Source organism: Streptacidiphilus sp. MAP12-16 (assembly GCF_041262165.1).
Classification (GTDB): Bacteria; Actinomycetota; Actinomycetes; order Streptomycetales; family Streptomycetaceae; genus Streptacidiphilus.
Window position 1 is genome coordinate 154,271 of record NZ_JBGCBY010000012.1, and the last position, 20,439, is coordinate 174,709.

Sequence of the window (20,439 nt, forward strand, 5' to 3'; positions counted from 1 at the left end):
GATCGATCTTGTGAAGCGCGAGGACGCCGCGAAGCGGTTGGAGGCGTTCCTCAGAGCGGTTCCGCGCATCCTGCGCGAGGACCTGGTGACCACGGCGACGGACCCGGTGCCGCGCTCGGGGCAGTCGCGGCAGCCGGCCGACTACCGGCCGGCGCTCACCGTGCCGCTGACGATCTTCGCGGTGGTCATGCTCGTCATCAACGCGAACGAGTACGCCTTCCGCTACCAAATGGGCCTGCAGGTCGGCATCCTGCTCGCCGGGATCCAGTCGGCGGCGGTGGTCGTGGTGCTCTACCGCCCGGTCCCGGCCTGGTGGGCGTCGACGGCCGTCCCGGTCCTGGTCGCGCTGTTCGCGGACGGCCAGGGCGCGGTAGTCACGCTGTTTCCCGTGGTCACGGCCGGGATGGCGGTGCAGACCGTGGTGCTGTTCCTGCTGGCGCTGCGGGTCCGGCTCCGGATCGTGGCCGAGACGCTGGCGATCAGCATCCTGGTGGGGCTGCTCTGCGACACGTTCCTGCCGCTCGGGCCCAACCCCGACGCCAGTCGCTCCTACGCGATCTTCGCGATCGCCGTGGTGGTCGGCGCCTCGCTGCGTGGCCGCCGGGTGGCCCGCTCCCAACTGGTCGTGCAGGAGGAGATCACCGCCGAGGAGCGGGCCCGGCGCACCCTCCTGGAGGAGCGCAACCGGATCGCCCGTGAGCTGCACGACGTGGTCGCCCACCACATGTCGGTGATCTCCATCCAGGCGCAGGTCGCTCCGCACCTGGTCGAGGACCCGTCGGAGGAGCTGATGGAAAACCTCGCCGGGATCCGTCAGAACGCGGTCGAAGCGCTCACCGAGCTGCGCCGGGTGCTGGGCGTACTGCGCTCGGAGGACCCCGTGGCCGAGGGGGCCAGGAACGCCCCCCAGCCCACCCTCGACCGCCTGGACGAGCTGGTCGGCAATGTCCGCGGCGCCGGTCTCACGGTCACCGTCGAGACCACCGGCGTGCCGCGCCCGCTGTCGCCCGGAGTCGAGCTGTCGGCGTTCCGCATCGTGCAGGAGGCGCTCAGCAACGCCATCAGACACGCTCCCGGCGCGGCGGTCCGCGTGCTGGTCGCCCACCAGCCGGCCAGCCTGACGGTCCGGGTCACCAACACCGCGCCGGACAGCCCCGCCGCGCCCTCGCCGGGCGCCGGCCACGGTCTGCTGGGCATGCGGGAGCGCACCGCGATGCTGGGCGGCGAACTGGCCACCGGTTCCACCCCCGACGGCGGCTACGAAGTCGTGGCCGTGCTTCCCCTGGAGGACAGCGCATGACGATCCGAGTGGTGATCGCCGACGACCAGATGATGGTCCGTCAGGGGTTCACGGTGCTGCTGAACGCCGAACCGGACATCGAGGTCGTCGGCCAGGCCGTGGACGGTCTGGACGCAGTGGCGAAGGTCGCCGAACTCGCACCCGACGTGGTTCTGATGGACATCCGGATGCCCGAACTCGGCGGCATCGAGGCCACCCGGCGCGTCACCCAGCCGCCCGAGGCCACGGTCAAGGTGCTCGTGCTGACCACCTTCGACCTCGACGAGTACGTCTACGAGGCGCTTCGCGCGGGCGCGTCCGGGTTCCTGCTGAAGGACGCCTCAGCCGCGGAGCTCGCGCAGGCGGTGCGGGTGGTGGCGGCCGGGGACGCGCTGCTCGCCCCGAACATCACCAAGCGCCTCATCTCCGAGTTCTCCCGCATGACCGGCGCCCTCCGCGCACCGCTCAAGGACCGGGTGGGCGACCTGACGGAACGCGAGACCGAGGTGCTGTCCCTGATCGCGCAGGGCCTGTCGAACACCGAGATAGCCAGGCAGCTGATCGTCGCGGAACAGACCGTGAAGACCCATGTGAGCCGGATCCTGGTCAAGCTGGGCCTGCGCGACCGGACCCAGGCGGCGGTCTTCGCCTACGAGACGGGACTGGTGCGCCCGGCCGGTTACTGAGCCGCGTAAGGCGGGGTGTGCGGTTCGACGCGGAGTTCACTCGAATATACATTCGAACACGGCGTACGCTGGGGTGATGACACCAGCTCTCCAGGGATCCCTCTTCTCCGGGGCCGACACGGTCGGCGTGGGCAGTCTCACCGGGCTGCGGCGCACCGCGCTCGCCCGGGGTGCGTGGATCGACGTTCTGCCGGGCTGGCTGTCAGGCGCGGACACCCTGTTCGAGTTCCTGGCCGAGTCGGTGCCATGGCACGCCGAACAACGGCAGATGTACGAGCGCGTCGTCAGCGTTCCGCGACTGCTGGCCTACTTCGGGGTGGACGATCCCCTGCCTCACCCGGTGCTTGCCGAGGCGCGCGCGGCTCTGAACGCGCACTACGGCGCCGAACTGGGCGAGCCCTTCCGCACGGCGGGGCTCTGCTACTACCGCGACGGCCGCGACAGCGTCGCCTGGCACGGTGACCGGATCGGCCGCGGCGCGGACGAGGACACCATGGTCGCCATCCTCTCCGTCGGCGAACCCCGCTCCCTGCTGCTGCGTCCCCGCGGCGGTGGCGCGCCGTCGCTGCGCCGGGCCCTGGGCCACGGCGACCTGCTCGTTATGGGCGGCTCCTGTCAGCGCACCTTCGACCACGCCGTCCCCAAGACCTCCAGGCCGGCCGGCCCCCGCATCAGCATCCAGTTCCGCCCCCGAGGCGTCGCCTGAACCGGCCCGTCGCGTTCCGCCACCCGCCACAGTTGTGCGACATGTCGGCGGATTGGAGTGAGGGTGACCGCCGCGCGCCCGGGGCGCGCGGTACTTGCGGTTCGTGAGCCCCCAACGGGCCCAGGGGGTGCGCAATGGCGTCCACAGCGTTGCTGCTGCATAGAAGAATCGATTCTCCCCGCTGCCATGCCGATGAGGTCGGCCTTGCTCCGATGTCACGCTTATGGGCGAATGCTCCCGGCAAGGGCGGATATTTGTCGATTCATTGAGCAAGTCTTGCGGTGCGACGTCGCAGGCCGGGCAGGCCGCATCCGGCCAGGTGCTTCTGCCCAACCATTGTTCGACTTCCATTTTCTGGAGGACCACATGTCCCGTATCCGCATCGCTCTCGCCGCCGCCCCGATCGCCGCCCTCCTGCTGCTCGCCGGAGCTGGCGCGGCCTCCGCAGACAACGGTTCCTTCGCGGGTGACCACTCCGCCAGCAGCATCGTGTCCGACACCGGCAGCGGCAATCTCTCCGGGTGGCTCGACGGCAACTCCAACTGGACCCAGCAGACCGCGACCGGCTCCGGCGCTTCCAACGCCAACAACACCCTCGGGGTGAAGGGCAACTCCGGCACCGTCTACAGCAGCCAGTCCAACAGCGACGTGCGGATCTTCTTCTAGGTCCCAAGGAGAACAGCGAAGCGCGCCACGCGATCGCGACGTCAGCCCCAGGGTCGGTGCCACGCCCCCGGGGCTGACGCCTGCCGGCACTCTTGACGCCGTGGCGATATCTGACGCACAGTCAGATTCGTGACCGAGGCAACCCAGCTCGACCCCGCCGAACTCCAGGCGTACGCAGGCCGGCCCGCCGCAGTCGGGGGCCGGGCACTGGACCCCGTCAACGCGCCGATGATCCGCCACTGGTGCGAGGCGATGGGCGACGGGAACCCCGCCTACACCGGGTCGGACGCCGTCGCGCCCCCAGCGATGCTCCAGGCCTGGATCATGGCCGGTCTCGGTCTCGAACTCGATCTCGCTCCCGGGCCGGGAGCTGGACGCGGTGCCGGTCGAGGCGATGGCGGCGCGGCCCGGACCGCGCGCAGCAGCGCCTATGACGCGCTGCTCGCGCGCCTCGACGCCGCCGGGTACGGCTCGGTCGTCGCCACCGACTGCGAGCAGGAGTACCTCCGCCCGCTGCGCCCCGGCCAACGGGTGCTCTTCGACGCCGAGATCGAATCCGTCTCGGCGCGGAAGACGACCGCGCTGGGCGTCGGGCACTTCGTCACCACGCGCACAGACCTGCGCGCGTACGACGAAGCCGCGGGCGAGAAGCCCGAGGAGGCGGTGCCCGTCGCCACCCACCGGTTTCGCATCCTCAAGTTCCGCCCGGCGCAGGCGGGGGTGCCGCAGGCGGACTCGGCGGCGGAACCGAAGGCCCAGCCCGGGCGGCGGCCCGGACTGCGTCCGCGCCCGGTGGTCAACCGGGACAACGAGGGCTTCTGGGCCGGGGTCGCCGCAGGCGAGCTGCGCTACCAGCGCTGCACGGAATGCGGCACCCGGCGCTTCCCCTGGCTGCCCGGCTGCAACGCCTGCGGCTCCGCGGAGTGGACGGCGGAGGCGGCGGGCGGCCAGGGCACGGTCTACTCGCACGTCACCGTGCACCACCCGCTGCCCGCCGCCTTCCAGGCCCCCTACTCAGTCGCGCTGGTGGAACTCGCCGAGGGCGTACGGATCGTCAGCAACATCGTCGACGTGCCCCCGGCAGAGGTCAGGATCGGCCTGCCGGTCCGCCTGGTGTTCGAACGCTGCGACAACGAGCTGACCCTGCCACTGTTCCGGCCGGCGACCCCCGACGACCTCCCCGAGCTGCGCATCCCGGTCACCCGCACGCTGATCGTCGCGGGCGCCATCGCCTCGCGCGACTACCAGGACGTCCACCACGACGCCGAACTCGCCCGCATCAAGGGCGCACCCGACATCTTCATGAACATCCTCACCAGCAACGGACTTGTCGGCCGCTACGTCACCGACTGGGCCGGACCGCAGGCCACCCTCACCGGCATCGCCGTCCGCCTCGGCGTCCCCGCCCACCCCGGCGACGAGCTGCGCTTCACCGGCCGGATGACCGAGCGCGTGACCGGCCGCGACGGAGACCGGCTCACCCTCGCCGTCACCGGACGCACCCATCGGGGCAGCCACGTCACCGCCACCGTCCGCCTCACCACGCCTCGAACCCCGCCGGACACCATGCCCGACACCCCTCCCACCACCCCGCCCGACACCATGCCCGCCACCGCCCGAACCCGGTCAGGACGCGACGCATGAGCCTCAACCGCGCCGACACCCTCGGCGGCCGCGCCGCCATCGTCGGCATCGGCGCGACCGAGTTCTCCAAGGACTCCGGCCGCAGCGAGCTCACACTCGCCGTCGAGGCGGTCCACGCCGCGCTGGACGACGCCGGGCTCCGTCCACAGGATGTGGACGGGCTCGTCACCTTCACCATGGACACCAGCCCGGAGATCACCGTCGCCCAGGCCGCCGGGATCGGCGAGCTCAGCTTCTTCTCCCGGGTCCACTACGGCGGCGGCGCCGCCTGCGCGACCGTCCAGCAGGCCGCGCTCGCCGTGGCGGCCGGAATCGCCGACGTCGTCGTCTGCTACCGCGCCTTCAACGAGCGCTCCCAGCACCGCTTCGGCTCCGGCCTGACGGACCGCCGCCCGTCGGCCGAGGGCGTCGCCATGGGCTGGACCATGCCCTACGGGCTGCTCACCCCCGCCTCCTGGGTCGCCCTGCATGCCCAGCGCTACCTCCACACCTACGGACTCACCCCGGACGCCTTCGGCCCCGTGGCGGTGGCCGACCGCCGCCACGCCGCGACCAACCCCGCCGCGTACTTCCACGAGCGCCCGATCACCCTCGCCGACCACGCCGCCTCCCGCTGGATCGTCGAGCCGCTGCGCCTGCTCGACTGCTGCCAGGAGACGGACGGCGGGCAGGCCCTCGTCGTCACCAGCGCGGAACGCGCCCGCGACCTCCCGCAGCCACCGGCTGTCATCAGCGCCGCAGCGCAGGGGGCGGGCCGCGCCCAGGAGGCGATGACCAGCTTCTATCGGGACGATCTCACCGGCCTGCCGGAGATGGGCGTGGTCGCCCGCCAGCTGTGGCGCACCAGCGGGCTCACTCCGGCGGACATCGACACCGCCGTGCTGTACGACCACTTCACCCCCTTCGTGCTGATGCAGCTGGAGGAGTTCGGCTTCTGCGGCCCCGGTGAGGCCGCCGACTTCGCCGCCGACGGCGGGTTGGAACTGGGCGGGCGGCTGCCCGTCAACACTCACGGCGGCCAGCTCGGCGAGGCGTATCTGCACGGCATGAACGGCATCGCGGAGGCCGTGCGCCAGCTGCGCGGAAGCTCGGTCAACCAGATAGCGGACGCATCGAACGTCCTGGTCACCGCCGGTACAGGGGTGCCGACATCGGGTCTGGTCCTGGGCCGGAGGTGAGACCGCCGGGGATCTACGAGCGGATCGGGTTCCGGATGGAGAACACCTGGGCCGCCCACCTGAAACCGATCATTCCGCCGGGTCCGGTCGCTCCGCCTGGTCCGGATGCGGTGCCGGATGCGGTGCCGGACGGGGTGCCGGACGCCCGGTGAGGGTGGCTCCGGCGCTCGCCGCGATGACGCAGGCGATACCGAGCAACTGCACGCCGCCGAGCAGCTGACCCAGCACCAGCAGCCCGATCAGCGCGCTCACCGCCGGTTCCAGGCTGGCGAAGACGCTGAACACACGCTCCGGCAGCCGGCGTAGCGCCGTCATCTCCAGCAGGTACGGGGTGACCGGGAACAGCAGGGCCACCCCGGCGACGGTAGCGAGCGGCAGCCATGGGTGGGGGCTGAGGCTCAGCCCGTGCCAGGCCTGGCCGAGGCCGAACGGGGCGATGGCGAGCGCGGCGACGGTCAGCGAGAGCGCCAGCCCGTCGAACCCGTCGAAGGCACGACCGACCCGCTGGGTGAGCAGGATGTACCCGCCCAGGCAGGCTGCCGCGCCGAAGGCGCAGGCCAGGCCGAGCGGGTCGAGCGACGATCCGTGCTGCTCGCCGACCAGGGTCAGCAGAACGACTCCGGCTCCGGCAAGCACGGCCCACAGCACATGGCCGAGCTGACGGGAGAACAACAGCGCCACCGTGAGCGGCCCGAGGAACTCGATGGTCGCGGCCGTGCCCATGGGCAGCCGGTCCACGGCACCGGCGAACAGCAGCGTCATTCCGGCCGAGGCCAGGCCGAGGAGGACTGCCGCGAGCAGGTCGTGGCGACTGCGTCCGCGCAGCCGGGGCCTGGTGCAGGCGAGCAGCAGCACCGACGCGGTGACGAGTCGGAGCGAGGTCGTGCCGGCGACGCCCAGGGTGCGGAAGAGCGGCGTGGACAGGGCGATGCCGGTCTGCACGCTGAACATGGCGGCGAGACAGAAGAGCGGCGCCGGGATCGAGTCCAGGCGCCGCAGCGGGTTCGGGTCGTTCGCACCCGGAGGTGGCGGCCCGTCAGCTGCCCGACGCCCACCGCGGGTTCGGGTCCAGCCGCCGTGCTCCTCGACGGGGGCGGTGGCTGCGGGGAGCGGGGCGGACGCGGTGGCGGACATGACGTGAGTCTGCCGTAAGGACTGTTTGGGGGGCAAACGCGTTACCGTGGCGTGGCTTATAGGTCCAAATCAGGCATTTCGGTCACGATCGCTTGTGACTACTCTCCGATCGGCAGTCGCTGCCGCCTCCGCTTCCGCCTCCTCCGTAGTCCTCTCCACCGTCCTCACCCTCGGCTGCCTGGTCACCACCCTCGCCGGCGGCACGCACGCCTCCGCCTCGGCGCCGCGGTCGGCCCTCCGTTGGGCGCCTCGGGCGGCGCACGCCACTGGGCCCGCGGCCGAGGCCCCCGCCGGGAGCGACGCAGCAGCGGAACCGTCCAGGGCATGGGCCTGGGGCGCGCCCGATCTCTCCGAACTCCCGCTCACCGTTCCCGCCCTCGAGTCGGGTTTCGCCGAGTGGTCGGATGACGTGTCCCAGGAGATGTCCCATGATTCCTTCGCCGGGGCGTTCGCCGATCTGGCCGAAGCGACTGACGTCAGCGCGGTGACGAGCCAGACGAACCTGACGAGCCAGACGAACCTGACGAGCCAGACGGACTTGACTGGCCTGACGGATCTGACGGATCTGACGGATCTGACCGATCTGACGGATCTGACCGGTCACGCCGACGTCCGCCCCCCGCAGATCTTCACCGGCCAGGCGTTCGACACCTGCTCCGCCCCCAGCCTGGACGCCCTCCGTACCTGGCGGTCCAGTTCCCCCTACGGCGCCATGGGCATCTACATCGGCGGCAACAACCGCGGCTGCGCCCAGCCCCGGCTCAGCTCCGACTGGACCCACTCCGCCGCCGCGCAGGGGTGGCAGCTGCTCCCCCTCTACGTCGGCTCCCAGGCCCCCTGCCTGCGAGGCAGCCACACGGCCGCCAGAATCGACCCCCGGCACGCCCTTTCCCAGGGAGTAGCCGAGGGCAGTGACGCGGTCCGCTCCGCCCTCGCACTGGGCCTGGAGCTCGGCAGCCCCGTCTACCTGGACATGGAGTCCTACCCGCGCGACGGCGCCGGCTGCACCCTCGCCGTGCTGCAGTACACCTCGGCCTGGACCCAGACCCTCCGCTCCGCCGGATATCTGGCCGGCTTCTACAGCAGCGCCGACTCCGGCATCGCCGACCTCGCCGCCGTCGCCCTGCGCCGGCGCCTCCCCAGCGCTCTGCCGGACGTGGTCTGGTACGCCCGCTGGGACGACCGCGCCAGCACCGACGGCTATCGGGCGCTGGGACACGGCCAGTGGCCCTGGCACCGCAGGGTGCACCAGTTCACCGGCAACACCTCGGAGAGCCACGGCGGGGTCAGACTCACCATCGATCGCAACGCGGTGGACGCCCCCGTCGCGATCGTCCACTGACCTTCCGGCGATCGTCCGCCGACCGTTCGCTGACTCCGGCCCCCGGCGGCTGGTGACACGAAGGCCCACGAGCGCGACAATCTCCACTCAATGACGCCGCTACCCGCAGGTAGCGGGCCCCGGTCAAGGAGGACCCAGGTGCTCAGCACGATGCAGGACGTCCCGCTCACCGTTGGCCGGATACTCGCTCATGGAGCTTCCATCCACGGCACGTCCACCGTGGCGACCTGGGACGGCGAGAAGGCGGTCGCCCGCAGCTTCGCCGAGGTCGGCGCCCGTGCCGCGCAACTCGCCCACGCCCTGCGCGACGAACTCGGTGTCACCGGCGACCAGCGCGTCGCCACCCTGATGTGGAACAACACCGAGCACCAGGAGGCATACCTCGCCATCCCCTCGATGGGTGCGGTCCTGCACACTCTCAACCTGCGGCTGCCTCCGCAGCAGCTCACCTTCATCATCAACCACGCCGCCGACCACACCATCCTCGTCAACGGCAGCATCCTGCCCCTGCTCGCGCCCCTGCTGCCGCAGCTCCGCCCGACGCTGCGTCACATCGTCGTCGTCGGACCCGGCGACCAGTCGGCTCTGGACGGCTTCAACGGCACCGTCCACTCCTACGAGGAGCTGATCGCCGGCCGGCCCACCAGCTTCCCCTTCCCGACCGACGTGGACGAGCGCACCGCCGCCGCCCTCTGCTACACCTCCGGCACCACCGGCGATCCCAAGGGCGTCGCCTACAGCCACCGCTCCATGTACCTGCACTGCATGCAGGTGGTCTCCGCCGAGAGCTTCGCCCTGAACGACGCGGACAAGGTCCTGCCGGTCGTGCCGATGTTCCATGTGAACGCTTGGGGCATCCCCTACGCCGCCTTCATGGTCGGCACCTCGCTGCTGATGCCCGACCGCTTCCTGCAGCCGGAGCCTCTTGCCGCGATGATCAGCGCCGAGCACCCCACCTTCAGCGCCGCCGTCCCCACCATCTGGACCGGTCTGCTCAACGAGCTCGACAACAACCCCGGGAAGTACGACACCAGCTCGCTGCGCCGCGTCGTCATCGGCGGCTCCGCCTGCCCGCCGGCGCTGATGAAGGCGTTCGAGGAGCGCCACGGCATCAACGTCATCCACGCCTGGGGCATGACCGAGACCTCCCCGCTCGGCAGCGTCGCACTCCCGCCGGGCGGCCTCACCGCCGAGCAGGCCTGGCCCTACCGGCTCAGCCAGGGCCGCTTCCCCGCCTCCGTCCAGGCCCGGATCATCGGCCCCGACGGCACCGCGCTGGCCCACGACGGCGAGTCGGCCGGCGAGATCGAGGTTCGCGGCCCGTGGATCGCCGCGGCGTACTACGGCGGGGCGGGCAACCCGCCCGAGACCGGCGGCGACAAGTTCAGCGACGACGGCTGGCTGCGCACCGGCGACGTCGGCACGATCAGCCCCGACGGCTACCTGACACTGACCGACCGTGCCAAGGACGTCATCAAGTCCGGCGGTGAGTGGATCTCCTCGGTGGAGCTGGAGAACGAGCTGATGGCCCACCCGGACGTGCTGGAGGCCGCGGTCGTCGCCGTCCCGGACGACAGGTGGGGCGAGCGTCCCCTGGCCACGGTGGTGCTGCGCCCCGACGCCAAGGCCGACTTCGCCGAGCTCCGCGCGTTTCTCGCGACCCGGGTCGCCCACTGGCAGCTGCCGGAGCGCTGGTCCATCGTCCAGTCCGTGCCCAAGACCTCCGTCGGCAAGTTCGACAAGAAGGTCATCCGCGCCAAGTACGCCGAGGGCGCCCTGAACGTGACGGTGCTCGGCAAGGAGGGGTCTCGATAAGGAGTGCGTAACGATTGCCAGGCCGGCCGACCCAGTTGCTGTTGATCTGCCGGATTCTCCCTCCGTGCGCACCACTCGCATCACGGGCGCGCCTTCATCCCGAAGGCGCGTTCTGGTGAGGAGGAGCTGTGCGACGCGCACACCTCGCATCCGTCCCAGTCGGCTCGCAGAACGTGGTGCTGGACCGCCTGCGCTCCTCAATGCCTTTCTTGATCGTCGTCGGATCTGTACTCTGAGCGCGCCATCCGTTCACCATTGAAGAAAAGTGGGGGTCGGTGTTCAATCGCCGTCTCATCGCGACTGCTGGCCTACTCGCCGTCAGCATTGCTCTCATACCTGGCTTGGCGTATCCGGCTGACTCGTCGCACAGGGTCGTCAGAGGCCGCTCTGCGAGTACCGCCACCTTGGCCAAGGCCGCGTCCCCGGAGCTCAGGACCTTCACCAGCCCTGTCGGCAAGTCGGTTCGTGTGCGGGGGCCGCGCCGAGTACCTGCTCTGACGGTTCGCCCGGCGAGCACGGGAACGGTGATCTATGCCAGTACCGACTCATTCACATGCTCCGCGGCTTCTGCGACGGGCTCCCAGGCGGATCCTTTCTGCTCGGTGCAGGCCGCAGTGGACGCGGCAGTGTCCGGCGACACCATCGACGTAGTGTCCTCGGGATACTCCACGCTGGAGTCGGTGACGGTCAGGACTTCCGACCTCTCGATCGTGGGTGTCGGCGGCGAAGCCTGGATCGATGCAGCCAACTCCGCGAACGGCAAACCCGCTCTGATCCTGGATGGCGCCTCCCATGTGACGGTCAGCAACCTGATGCTCCAGGCAAGCGGCGCGCCCGCCGTTCAGGTCGTCAATTCCACAGGGGTCACGTTTGACTCTGACTACGTCTTCACCTATGCCAGCCCGGCCGGTGCCCTCACCGTCGATGGCTTGTCCAGCAAGGTCACGGTGAGCCGGACCGGCCTGGATGTCGGCACGCTGCCCATGGGCTCCGGTGGCATCTCCATTGCGTCTGGGGCGAGCGGCATCACCATCGCCGATGACATTCTTGCTGCCACCGGTGTCTCCGCTACTGGAGTGAACGGCCTGACCGTCACCGGCAACACCATCCAGCGCGGATGCGCCTCGGGTGTCGACGTCGAGGGCACCTCGACCGGCGTCTACGTGGAGAACAATCTTCTGGAGGATGCAAACCCGTCCACGGACTACATGTTGCGCGGATACCAGTCCTACTGCGTAGCCAACGGTAAGCCGTGGGCACCGGACGTGACCGTGTCCCTTGGTTCGAGCGCGGGCACGACGGCTGACTACAACGACTTCTATGTCTACGGTAGCGACGCAACCTCCCCGTACAGTTGGGCCGGTACTGCCTACCCCACGCTGGCCGCGTTCCAGAGCGGCACCTCTGAGGGGGCGCATGACACCGCTGATCCCACGCAGGCCACGCAGGACTGCCCGAGGAACTACACCAATGTCTGCGCCGACATGTGGCTCACGGCCGGATCGCCTGCTGACGCTTCGGCGAACCTCAGCGCACCGGGCGCACTGAGCTCCGACTTCAACGGCTACAGTCCCTACACCAGCCGTGGTGCGTTGCAGTACGCGTCAGAGGACCCTGACCTGGCTCTGTCCCTCAGCGCTCTGGACACGAGCGCTTACGGGATCCAACTCAGCTCGTCCGTCACGAGCGGCAGCATCACTGCCCAGGTCCCGCTCACCGTGAGCATTACCTGGGGCGACGGGACGACCGCAAGCGAACCCGCCAGCAGTCTCGGCGGCGCCAGGGACGTCAGCCACACCTACGCCCGTCTGGGGACCTATGTGGTCACCGTCAGCGTCACCGACAACCACGGCAACAGTGCGACCAACAGCCTCTCCCTGGAGACGGCGGGGTCCGACTACACCGCGTACGGGCCGGTTCGCCTGTTGGACACCCGGTACGGCACCGGCGCGCCGAAGGCTGAGGTGCAACCGCACACGTCGAGCCGGCTTCGGGTCGCAGGCAACGGCAGCATCCCTCCTTCGGTGACCGCCGCGGTCCTCAATGTCACCGTCACCGACGCGACGAGTGCGGGCTACATCACGGCGTACGGTGACGGCTTCGCTCGGCCAACCGCATCGAACCTCAACTTCGTCACAGGCCAGACCGTACCCAATCTGGTCGTCGTCCCGGTCGGCGCCGACGGCTATGTCGACCTGTACAACGGCGGTTCCGGCTCTGTCGACCTGATCGCCGACATCGCCGGGTACTTCACGCAGTCCTCGTCCAGCGGATACACCTCGCTCGACCCCGCCCGCCTCGTTGACACGCGCAACGGCACGGGCGTGGCCAAGGGCCAGGTCACTGGAGACACCTCCATCGCGGTTCAGGTCTCCGGCGGCGACCTCGGGAGCTTGCCTGTCTCCGGAATCACTGCTGTGGCGCTCAACGTCACGGTCACCGGCCCCCAGGGTTCGGGCTTCCTCACTGTCTACCCGGACGGGGAGAAGACGCCGGTCGTCTCCAACATCAACTACCGGACGGGCCAGACCATCGCCAACGCAGTCGTGGCACCGGTCGGCTCCGACGGCAAGATCCGCATCTACAACGGCAGCGGCAAGTCCACCGACATCGTCGCGGACGTGGTCGGCTACTACAGCGCCGGCGGCCAGAGCGCCTACCTGCCGATCAGTCCCACGAGATTCCTGGACACGCGCTCCTCGTCCTGGGGCGGAGGCCCGCTTCCCAGCGGGGACTACATCTACATGCCTCTTGGAGTGAACCCGCCCGGCATCACGGGATACGTTCTGAACGTCACCGTGACGGACACCAAGGGCACCGGCTACCTCACCGTCTCCCCCGACCCGAACTCGGAGACGCAGTACCAGGACCACACGGCCGTCTGGCCTACCCGGCCGCTCGTTTCCACATTGAATTGGCTCCACGGTGAGACCGTTCCGAACCTGGTCCAGACCGGCTCCGGGGCCAACGGCATCACGGACCTGTGGAATTCCGGCACCGGCAGCATCGATCTCGTTGTGGACGGGCTGGGGTTCTACCAGAACGACTGAGACGCCATCGGCAGCTGACCATTCGCAACCATGGGCCTCGGGCGCGGCGACTCTGCCGCCTCGAGGCCCATGTCGTCGAGGGGACCCTTCCGACGTCCGGTTGAGTGGCCACTTCCCAAGTCGCCGAGGGGGCCCTGGACGTGATGGTGCTCGGCAAGGAGGGGGCTCGATAAGGAGTGCGTAACGATTGCCAGGCCGGCCGACCCACTTGCTGTTGATCTGCCGGATTCTCCCTCTGTGCGCACCACTAGCATCACGGGCGCGCCTTCATCTCGAAGACGCGTTCTAGTGAGGGGGAGCTGTGCGACGCGCACACCTCGCATCCGTCCCCGCCGTGCTGGCCCTGGCCATGACCGGGTTGACAACGTCCGTCGTCCACGCCGACGGAACCGCCGGTGCCACGCTGTACGTGAACAAGGCCGGTACCTGCAGCGACACCGCAGTCGGCGCGGGCAGCCAAACGCTGCCCTACTGCACCCTCCAAGCCGCCGCGAACGCGGTCCAGCCGGGGCAGACCATCCAGCTCGTGCAGTCGACCACCGCCGTGTACAACGAGTCGGTGTTGCTGCGGAACTCCGGCACCGCCGCCGCGCCGATCACCATCGACGGCGCCGGCGACAGCCTCCAAGCCGGGGCCGCGGCTGCGCTGAGCCTGACCGGTGTGCACGATGTGGTGGTCCGGAACATCCACGTCCTGGCGACCGCGGGCTACGACGCCGTCGACGTGTCCGGTTCGCAGAACGTGAAGCTCGACCAGGTCAACGCCGCCTTCTCGAACGCGGGCACGGAGCCGGTGGACGCCTTCGACATCGACGGCACGTCCTCGTCCGTTGTCCTTTCGCGCTCGCTGGTCTCCGGACCCTGGTCCGGGAACCAGGTGCATGTCCGGTCCGGGGCGCAGAACGTCGTCATCACGACCAATCAGCTCAACGGCTACGGCTACCCGTCGGTCCAGCCCCCCGTCCTTATCGACGGGGCTACGAACGTGGACGTGACCAGCAACACGGTCTACGCCCCCGGAGTTGTCGGCATATCCCTGACCGGTGCGGACTCGGCCGTGATCGAGAACAACGCGGTCCGTTCCACCACGGCATCCTCGTTGTCGGTGTCCGCGGCGGCGGCCCCCCACGTCCAGGCCGACTACAACACCATGCAGGACAGCGTGGCGAACCAGCCCCTGTACTCCTGGGCCGGCACCGTCTACACCACGGCTGCGGCCTTCAACGGCGCCACCGGCCAGGGGGCGCACGACGGTGTCATAGGTGACCCGCTGGTCGACTCCGCCAACTCCGACGCTCCGGGCGAGTTGAGCACAGACCGCCTGGGCAATCCGCGTGCGGACGACCCCTTCTACAGCAACACCGGGGCGGGAACCTACAAGTATTACGACCGTGGGGCCCTCGAAGTGCAGGACCGCATCTACTTCCCCGCGGCCTCCACCCGGAACGTCGCGGCGGGCACCAGCCTGGACATGCAGCCCGTGACGGCACCGACCTCGTACTGGGGCGAGGCGCTCACCGTGACTGTTGATTTCGGCGACGGGACCGCACCGCAGTCGGCCGCCGCCGGCACCACGATCCCGCACGTCTACCAGCAGGTCGGGCAGTTCGTCACGACGACCACCGTCGCCAATGCCGACGGCTACACCGTCAGTACCCACTCCGCAGTCAACGTGCTCCCGGCCACCGTTGAGCAACCGGTGCTGAACGCCGGGCCGTACCGCGACTCCACGGGCCAGCACTTCTCGGGCGACGAGAACTACTGGATCACCTCGACCACGGGCAACTGGCAGTACAGCAATCTGACCGTGGACTACGGCGACGGGTCCCTGGGATCCAACGTCACCTCCTCGCACCGCTATACCCAGAGTGGCGTGTACCAGGTCACCCTCACGGGCACCGATCTGCTCGGCCGCCCGGTGACCGCCCACACCGCCGCCGTCGTGGGCCTCGACTACATCCCGTCCCAGGTCGGCGCGGTGCGGGTGTACGACAGCCGCACGAAGGGGCTGGACAGCGTGCCCGCGCACGGAACGGTCCGGATCCCGGTGACCTGGGCGAACAGCAACCAGGAGGCGGCGGTGTACAACCTCACCGTCACCGACGCCAAGTCAGCCGGGTTCGTCACCGCGTACCCGGACGGAAGCTCCCAGCCCACGGCGTCGAACGTGAACTTCGGCGCGGGGCAGACCATCGCCAACCAGGCGACGGTCCGCAACGGGACGGACGGATACGTCGACGTCTACAACGGTTCCAGTGGTCCGATCGACCTGGTCGTGGACGTGTTCGGCTCCCTGGAGACGGTCGCCACCGGCACCGAGTACCAGCCGACCGCCCCGACCCGTATCGCGGACACCCGCCAGTCCGGCCAGCAGGTCCCCGGCCACGGCTCGGTCACCATCCAGCTCCCCGCGGCCCTCCAGGCGGCGCCCGGGCCGGACACGCTCGAACTCAACGTCACGGCAACGAACGAGCGCGGCGAGGGCTGGGCCACCGTCTACACCGCCGGTGCGTCGCGTCCCGGCTCGTCCAACCTGAACTGGTCGACCGGCGTCCCCGCGGCCAACCTGACGACGGTGACCGCTGACTCACAGGGCAGGGTCACCCTCTACAACGGCAGCCCGTACGCGGCCGACTTCGTGGTCGACATCGCCGGCCTGTACCAGCCGCAGACCACCTCCGGCCCGCTGACCGGCTTCGTCACCACCGCCCCGACCCGGCTGCTGGACACCCGTAACGGGACCGGCGCCCCGGCCGGGCAACTGCAGCCGGGCAACCAGGTGAAGGTCTGCGTCCCCGGCCCGGCAGGGATCTCCGCGGCGGCGCTCAACCTGACGGTGACCGGCGGCACCGCATCCGGCTGGCTGACCGCCTACCCGGACGGCGCCGTTCGCCCCGGCACGTCCAGCATCAACTGGATCGCCGGACAGACCGTCGCGAACATGACGCAGACCCAGACCGGTGCGGACGGCTGCGTCGAGATCTACAACGGCAGCGGCAAGCCGGTCTCGGTGATAGCCGACCTGTCCGGCTATCAGTACACCTACCCCCAGGGGTAAGGGTCCGACAGCAGGGGAACGGGGCACTGCGGAAATCTCCGCGGTGCCCCGACTCGTTGCACCCTGCGCAGGGCACTGCCCTGCCCTGGGCCGGGCTCGGCTACTGACCCAGCGACCCGATCTTGCCCAGCAGGTCCACTATCCGGCTCTGCACCTCAGCACTGGTCGAGCGCTCCGCGAGGAACAGCACCGTCTCGCCGGAGCGCAGCCGGTGGGTCTGGTCGGGTCCGTCCACCGAGGTGTAGACGACCAGCGGCGTGCGGTGCAGCTGGTTGCTGTCGCGAAGCCAGTCCACGATGCCGACCCGGCGGCGGCGGATCAGCATCAGATCCATCACCACCAGGTTCGGCTGGACGCTGCCCGCCTTCTCGACGGCGTCGTTCTCGCTGGTCGCGTGCACCACGTGCATGCCGCGCCGCTCCAGCGTCGCGGTGAAGGCCGCAGCGATGTCCGGGTCCTGCTCCACCAGCAGCACCCGGGGGGCGTGCCGCTCGCTGTCACGCGGTGCCAGCGCGCGCAGCAGCACAGCCGGGTCGGCTCCGTACGCGGCCTCCCGGGTCGCCTGGCCCAGCCCTGCGGTGACCAGGACCGGGACGTTGGCGTCGCCGGCCGCGGTGCGCAGCGACTGCAGCGCGGTGCGGGTGATCGGTCCGGTCAGCGGGTCCACGAACAGCGCGGCGGGGAACCCCGCGACCTGCCCCTCGACCTCCTCGCGGGTACGGACGATCACCGGGCGGTAGCCCCGGTCCTGCAGCGCCTGACGGGTCGAAGGATCGGGCTCCGGCCACACCAGCAGCCGGCGCGGTCGTCCGTCGGCGGCGGGCGCGACCATCGTCGGGTAGTCCGCCCCCGCGATGAACTCCAGGCGGCTCTCGGTGCCGGGAGGCGCGTCGTCGTCCGCACGGTTCGCCGGGTCGGCCGCCTCGAGCGCGAGGGCGTCCGGGACGGGGCCCAGCGCGCGGCCCTGGCCGGGGACACCGGCCGGAGCGTTCGCGGGCGCGCTCTGACGCTCCACCGCCGCGCCCCCGCCGTCGGGTCCAAAGCGCCCGCCGAAGGGAGCCGCGGGCACCGGCTGCAGCGCGGCCGGACCGGAGCCGGCGGCCGGTGCCTGCCCCTGGCCCGCCCCCTGGTTCTGGTTCTGGCCTTGGCCTTGTCTCTGTGTCTGCCCAGGCGAACGACCGTGCGTCAGTCCCTGCGCCATGCCGTTCAGCTGCGCGGGCACCGGAGCGGACACCGGCGCAGACACCGGAGTGGCGCCCTGCCCGTCGCTTCCCGCGGCCTCGAGCGCCAGCGGCCCGTCGCCGAACGGACGCGCGGGCTGCTGGTCACCCGGCGGCACCGCGAGGCGTCGCCGTCGACCACTCGGCGACGGCGACTCCCCGGCAGGAGGGGTCGTACCGATCCTGCTCCCGGCCGGGGGCAGAGCATGCTCAAGCCCCGGGTACACCGGGCCGCCGATCAGCCCCGGGAAGCCACCCGAGGACTGGCCCTGTGTCTGCGGCTGGACCTGGCCCAGGGCTTGGACCTGGACCTGTGCCCGCCGCTGCGCTGCGGCCTGCGCTTCCTGAGCCTCCGTCACCGCCCGAGGCGGCCGGACGACCTCCGGTGCGGGCAGCGCCCGCCTCCGCCGCGAGCGGTCGATGCCCTCGGCGGGAGTGTCCTGGGTACGTTCGGCCTGTGCCTGTGCCTGTGCCTGTGCCTGTGCCTGTGCCTGTGCCTGTGCCTGTGCCTGTGCCTGTGCCTGCGGCACAGCTCCGCCCGGGCCTCCGAAGGACCCCCCGGCAGCCGGTGTCCCGCCGGCCGGGGTCGTCCCCGCCATGCTCTCGTCGCTGCGTCGTGCCGACGGCACCGAGGCTCCGCCTCCGCCCGACGTGCCCCTGGCGGGCGACGCCACCGGTCCGCCCAGGCCCGGGAGCTCGGGCAGCATCGCCGTGTCGTTCTCCTTGGGTCGGTCGGACGCCCGCGCCGAAGCGGCCGCGCGCTCCGCGGCCTCGCGCGCCGTCGCCGGGTCCAGCGGCAGCTCCACGACGTAGGTGCGGCCCTGCTTGCCCGGCAGCTCGTGCGACTGCAGCACGCCACCGTGCCGTTCCACCATGCCGCGCGCTATCGGCAGATGCACCGGGCTGCCGCCCGCGCTCGGTCCCCGGACCTCGATCCGTGCGACCGAGCCTCGCTGCGCAGCAGCTATCACCACCGTGGGTCCCTGCGCGGGCGAACCGGTCAGCCCGGAGGCCACCCCCACGGCCATTCCGTACAGATCGTTGCCGCCCTGGCTCTGGCCCTCCTCGGAGCCCGTGCCCGCTCCGGCCTCCGGCCCGGTGGCCGTCGCCACGTCCGCGATCAGATGCCCCAGCGCCTGCGCCAGCCGCTCCTGGTCCGCGATCACCTCGACCTCGGAAGGGTGCACGGCGAACCGCACCCGGTCCTCGCCGATGAGCTCTGTCGCCGCCGCGACGGCTCGTCGCACGACCTTGTCCAGGCCCACCGGCTGCCGGTCGAGGTTCTCCCGGCCGGCGTCCAGCGCTGCGTCGAAGCGCTGGTACGACAGCACTCCGCTGACCAGCCGCGATGTGCGGGCGCACTCGGCGGCGAGCCGCCGAAGCACCCAGTTCGCCTCCGGCCACAGCTGACCGGCCGGGTCGGCCGCCAGCCGTTCCAGAGTGCCCTGCAGCCGGGCCAGGGGCTCGTCCATCTCCTCCTGGAGCACGGCCGTGAGGTGCTCGTGCCGAGCCGCCAACGCCAGGTAGGCGCTGCGGTCGGTGAAGGTCATCACCGCGCCGACCAACTGGTCCCCGTCGCGCACCGGCGCGGTGGACAGCTCCACGCTCACCGGGCGGCCGTCCTTGCGCCACAGCGTCGCCGTACGGACGCGGTGCTTGCGGCCCGAGGCGAGGGTGTCGGCCAGCGGGGACTCCTCGGCCGGCTGCGGCGAGCCGTCGGCCTTGGAGTGCTGGACCAGCGGCAGCAGCTCCTGGCCGCCGAGCTCGCTGGCGCGGTAGCCGAGGATGTGCGCGGCGGCAGGATTGACCAGCACCACCCGGCCGTCGATGTCCACTCCGAGCACGCCCTCGGCGGCGGCGCGCAGGATCATCTCGGTCTGCTTGTGCTGGCGGCGCAGCTCGGCCTCGACCTCGACGCGGCCCGACAGGTCCCGGACGACGATCAGCAGCAGCTCCCGGTCCGAGGGACTCGCGAACCCGCTGCCACCGCCTGCTCCACCGCTGCTCGCGCCGTACCCGTACCGCGAGACCCCGCCGTAGGAGTCGTACGGGCCGAAGCCCTCCCGGCTGCCTTCGCCGAGACCGCTGACGCTCCCGCCCAGCGAGCCGTCGTCCTCGAACTCGTTTCCGGCGACCTCGACCGGGAACATGGTCCCGTCCGTCCGCCGCGCTGTCATCCGTACGGGCTTGCCGTCGTCGTCCTCGGTGCCGTCCTGGCTGCGGGTCCGGGGGCGCATCGAGCCGGGAATCCGGCTCGGATCGAACTCCGGAAGAAGATCCAGCACGCCCATGCCGACCAGCGACGTGCCCGGAGCCTGCAGGCTCCGCACGGCGGCGGCGTTGGCGTCCACGACGGTCCCGTTGCTGTTCACCAGCAGCAACGCGTCCGGAAGGGCGTCGAGTATCGCTGCGAGGCGAGCAGTGCCTCGGGTCGGCCTGCTGCTCACGACGAGGCGTCCTCCCTTGCTGACTTCGCTGCCGCAGCGACGGGGTCCTGCCACTGCGTCCGGCGAGTCTCCCCCAGGATCGCCAGCTAGCACTATCCCATCCTTTTTGCGATCGCGGCGACCCGCCTAGTAACGTGGTTACCGGTTGGCCGCAGCCCCCGGGGCTGTGGCATCATCCATGCAGACGGTCGTGATCGCCACTCGGCGCCCGCGC

General features: G+C 70.5%; 12 protein-coding genes. 10 read left to right on the forward strand and 2 right to left on the reverse strand.

What is annotated here, in order from left to right; translation table 11 throughout:
• The first annotated feature begins 10 nt into the window (after positions 1-10).
• The 6 genes from ABIA33_RS18230 to ABIA33_RS18255 all read left to right on the forward strand — a co-directional run bounded on the left by ABIA33_RS18230 (position 11) and on the right by ABIA33_RS18255 (position 6,159).
• Complete coding sequence (locus tag ABIA33_RS18230; RefSeq protein ID WP_370082768.1) at positions 11-1,300, forward strand: sensor histidine kinase; 1,290 nt, start codon at positions 11-13, stop codon at positions 1,298-1,300.
• Positions 1,297-1,965, forward strand: a complete 669-nt coding sequence (locus tag ABIA33_RS18235; RefSeq protein WP_370082770.1) for a response regulator — start codon at positions 1,297-1,299, stop codon at positions 1,963-1,965. Before ABIA33_RS18230 ends, ABIA33_RS18235 begins: the two co-directional genes overlap by 4 nt.
• Before the next feature lie 76 nt (positions 1,966-2,041).
• Positions 2,042-2,671, forward strand: coding sequence for an alpha-ketoglutarate-dependent dioxygenase AlkB (locus tag ABIA33_RS18240; protein WP_370082772.1), 630 nt, complete (start codon positions 2,042-2,044; stop codon positions 2,669-2,671).
• A 366-nt stretch (positions 2,672-3,037) separates the two neighbouring features.
• Positions 3,038-3,337 carry a hypothetical protein gene (locus ABIA33_RS18245; protein WP_370082774.1) on the forward strand — a complete coding sequence of 100 codons (300 nt, stop codon included), beginning with the start codon at positions 3,038-3,040 and terminating at the stop codon, positions 3,335-3,337.
• A gap of 129 nt (positions 3,338-3,466) precedes the next feature.
• Positions 3,467-4,981, forward strand: coding sequence for an OB-fold domain-containing protein (locus ABIA33_RS18250; RefSeq protein ID WP_370082776.1), 1,515 nt, complete (start codon positions 3,467-3,469; stop codon positions 4,979-4,981).
• Positions 4,978-6,159 carry a lipid-transfer protein gene (locus ABIA33_RS18255; protein WP_370082778.1) on the forward strand — a complete coding sequence of 394 codons (1,182 nt, stop codon included), beginning with the start codon at positions 4,978-4,980 and terminating at the stop codon, positions 6,157-6,159. Before ABIA33_RS18250 ends, ABIA33_RS18255 begins: the two co-directional genes overlap by 4 nt.
• Positions 6,160-6,228: 69 nt before the next feature.
• Here ABIA33_RS18255 and ABIA33_RS18260 read toward each other — a convergent pair whose 3' ends face one another.
• Entirely contained in the window at positions 6,229-7,293 is a 1,065-nt protein-coding gene (locus tag ABIA33_RS18260; RefSeq protein ID WP_370082780.1) for a DMT family transporter, read from the reverse strand.
• 94 nt (positions 7,294-7,387) lie between these two features.
• Here ABIA33_RS18260 and ABIA33_RS18265 point away from each other — a divergent pair, with 94 nt between their 5' ends.
• From ABIA33_RS18265 to ABIA33_RS18280, 4 genes are all read left to right on the forward strand, one after another.
• Positions 7,388-8,635 carry a DUF1906 domain-containing protein gene (locus ABIA33_RS18265; RefSeq protein WP_370082781.1) on the forward strand — a complete coding sequence of 416 codons (1,248 nt, stop codon included), beginning with the start codon at positions 7,388-7,390 and terminating at the stop codon, positions 8,633-8,635.
• Positions 8,636-8,773: 138 nt separating this feature from the next.
• A complete protein-coding gene (locus ABIA33_RS18270; RefSeq protein WP_370082783.1) occupies positions 8,774-10,450 on the forward strand; it encodes a long-chain fatty acid--CoA ligase in 1,677 nt (558 codons plus the stop codon).
• A gap of 602 nt (positions 10,451-11,052) precedes the next feature.
• A complete protein-coding gene (locus ABIA33_RS18275) occupies positions 11,053-13,500 on the forward strand; it encodes a right-handed parallel beta-helix repeat-containing protein (RefSeq protein WP_370082785.1) in 2,448 nt (815 codons plus the stop codon).
• 301 nt (positions 13,501-13,801) lie between these two features.
• Complete coding sequence (locus ABIA33_RS18280) at positions 13,802-16,558, forward strand: PKD domain-containing protein (protein ID WP_370082787.1); 2,757 nt, start codon at positions 13,802-13,804, stop codon at positions 16,556-16,558.
• A gap of 100 nt (positions 16,559-16,658) precedes the next feature.
• Here ABIA33_RS18280 and ABIA33_RS18285 read toward each other — a convergent pair whose 3' ends face one another.
• Entirely contained in the window at positions 16,659-20,225 is a 3,567-nt protein-coding gene (locus tag ABIA33_RS18285; protein ID WP_370082789.1) for a PAS domain-containing protein, read from the reverse strand.
• Positions 20,226-20,439: the final 214 nt, after the last annotated feature.

What these genes read in the sequence shown, in the direction of transcription:
- ABIA33_RS18235 (WP_370082770.1), top strand. Translation starts at nt 1,297, where the DNA reads ATGACGATCCGAGTGGTGATCGCCGACGACCAGATGATGGTCCGTCAG.
- ABIA33_RS18240 (WP_370082772.1), top strand. Translation starts at nt 2,042, where the DNA reads ATGACACCAGCTCTCCAGGGATCCCTCTTCTCCGGGGCCGACACGGTC.
- ABIA33_RS18245 (WP_370082774.1), top strand. Translation starts at nt 3,038, where the DNA reads ATGTCCCGTATCCGCATCGCTCTCGCCGCCGCCCCGATCGCCGCCCTC.
- ABIA33_RS18255 (WP_370082778.1), top strand. Translation starts at nt 4,978, where the DNA reads ATGAGCCTCAACCGCGCCGACACCCTCGGCGGCCGCGCCGCCATCGTC.
- ABIA33_RS18260 (WP_370082780.1), bottom strand. Translation starts at nt 7,293, where the DNA reads ATGTCCGCCACCGCGTCCGCCCCGCTCCCCGCAGCCACCGCCCCCGTC.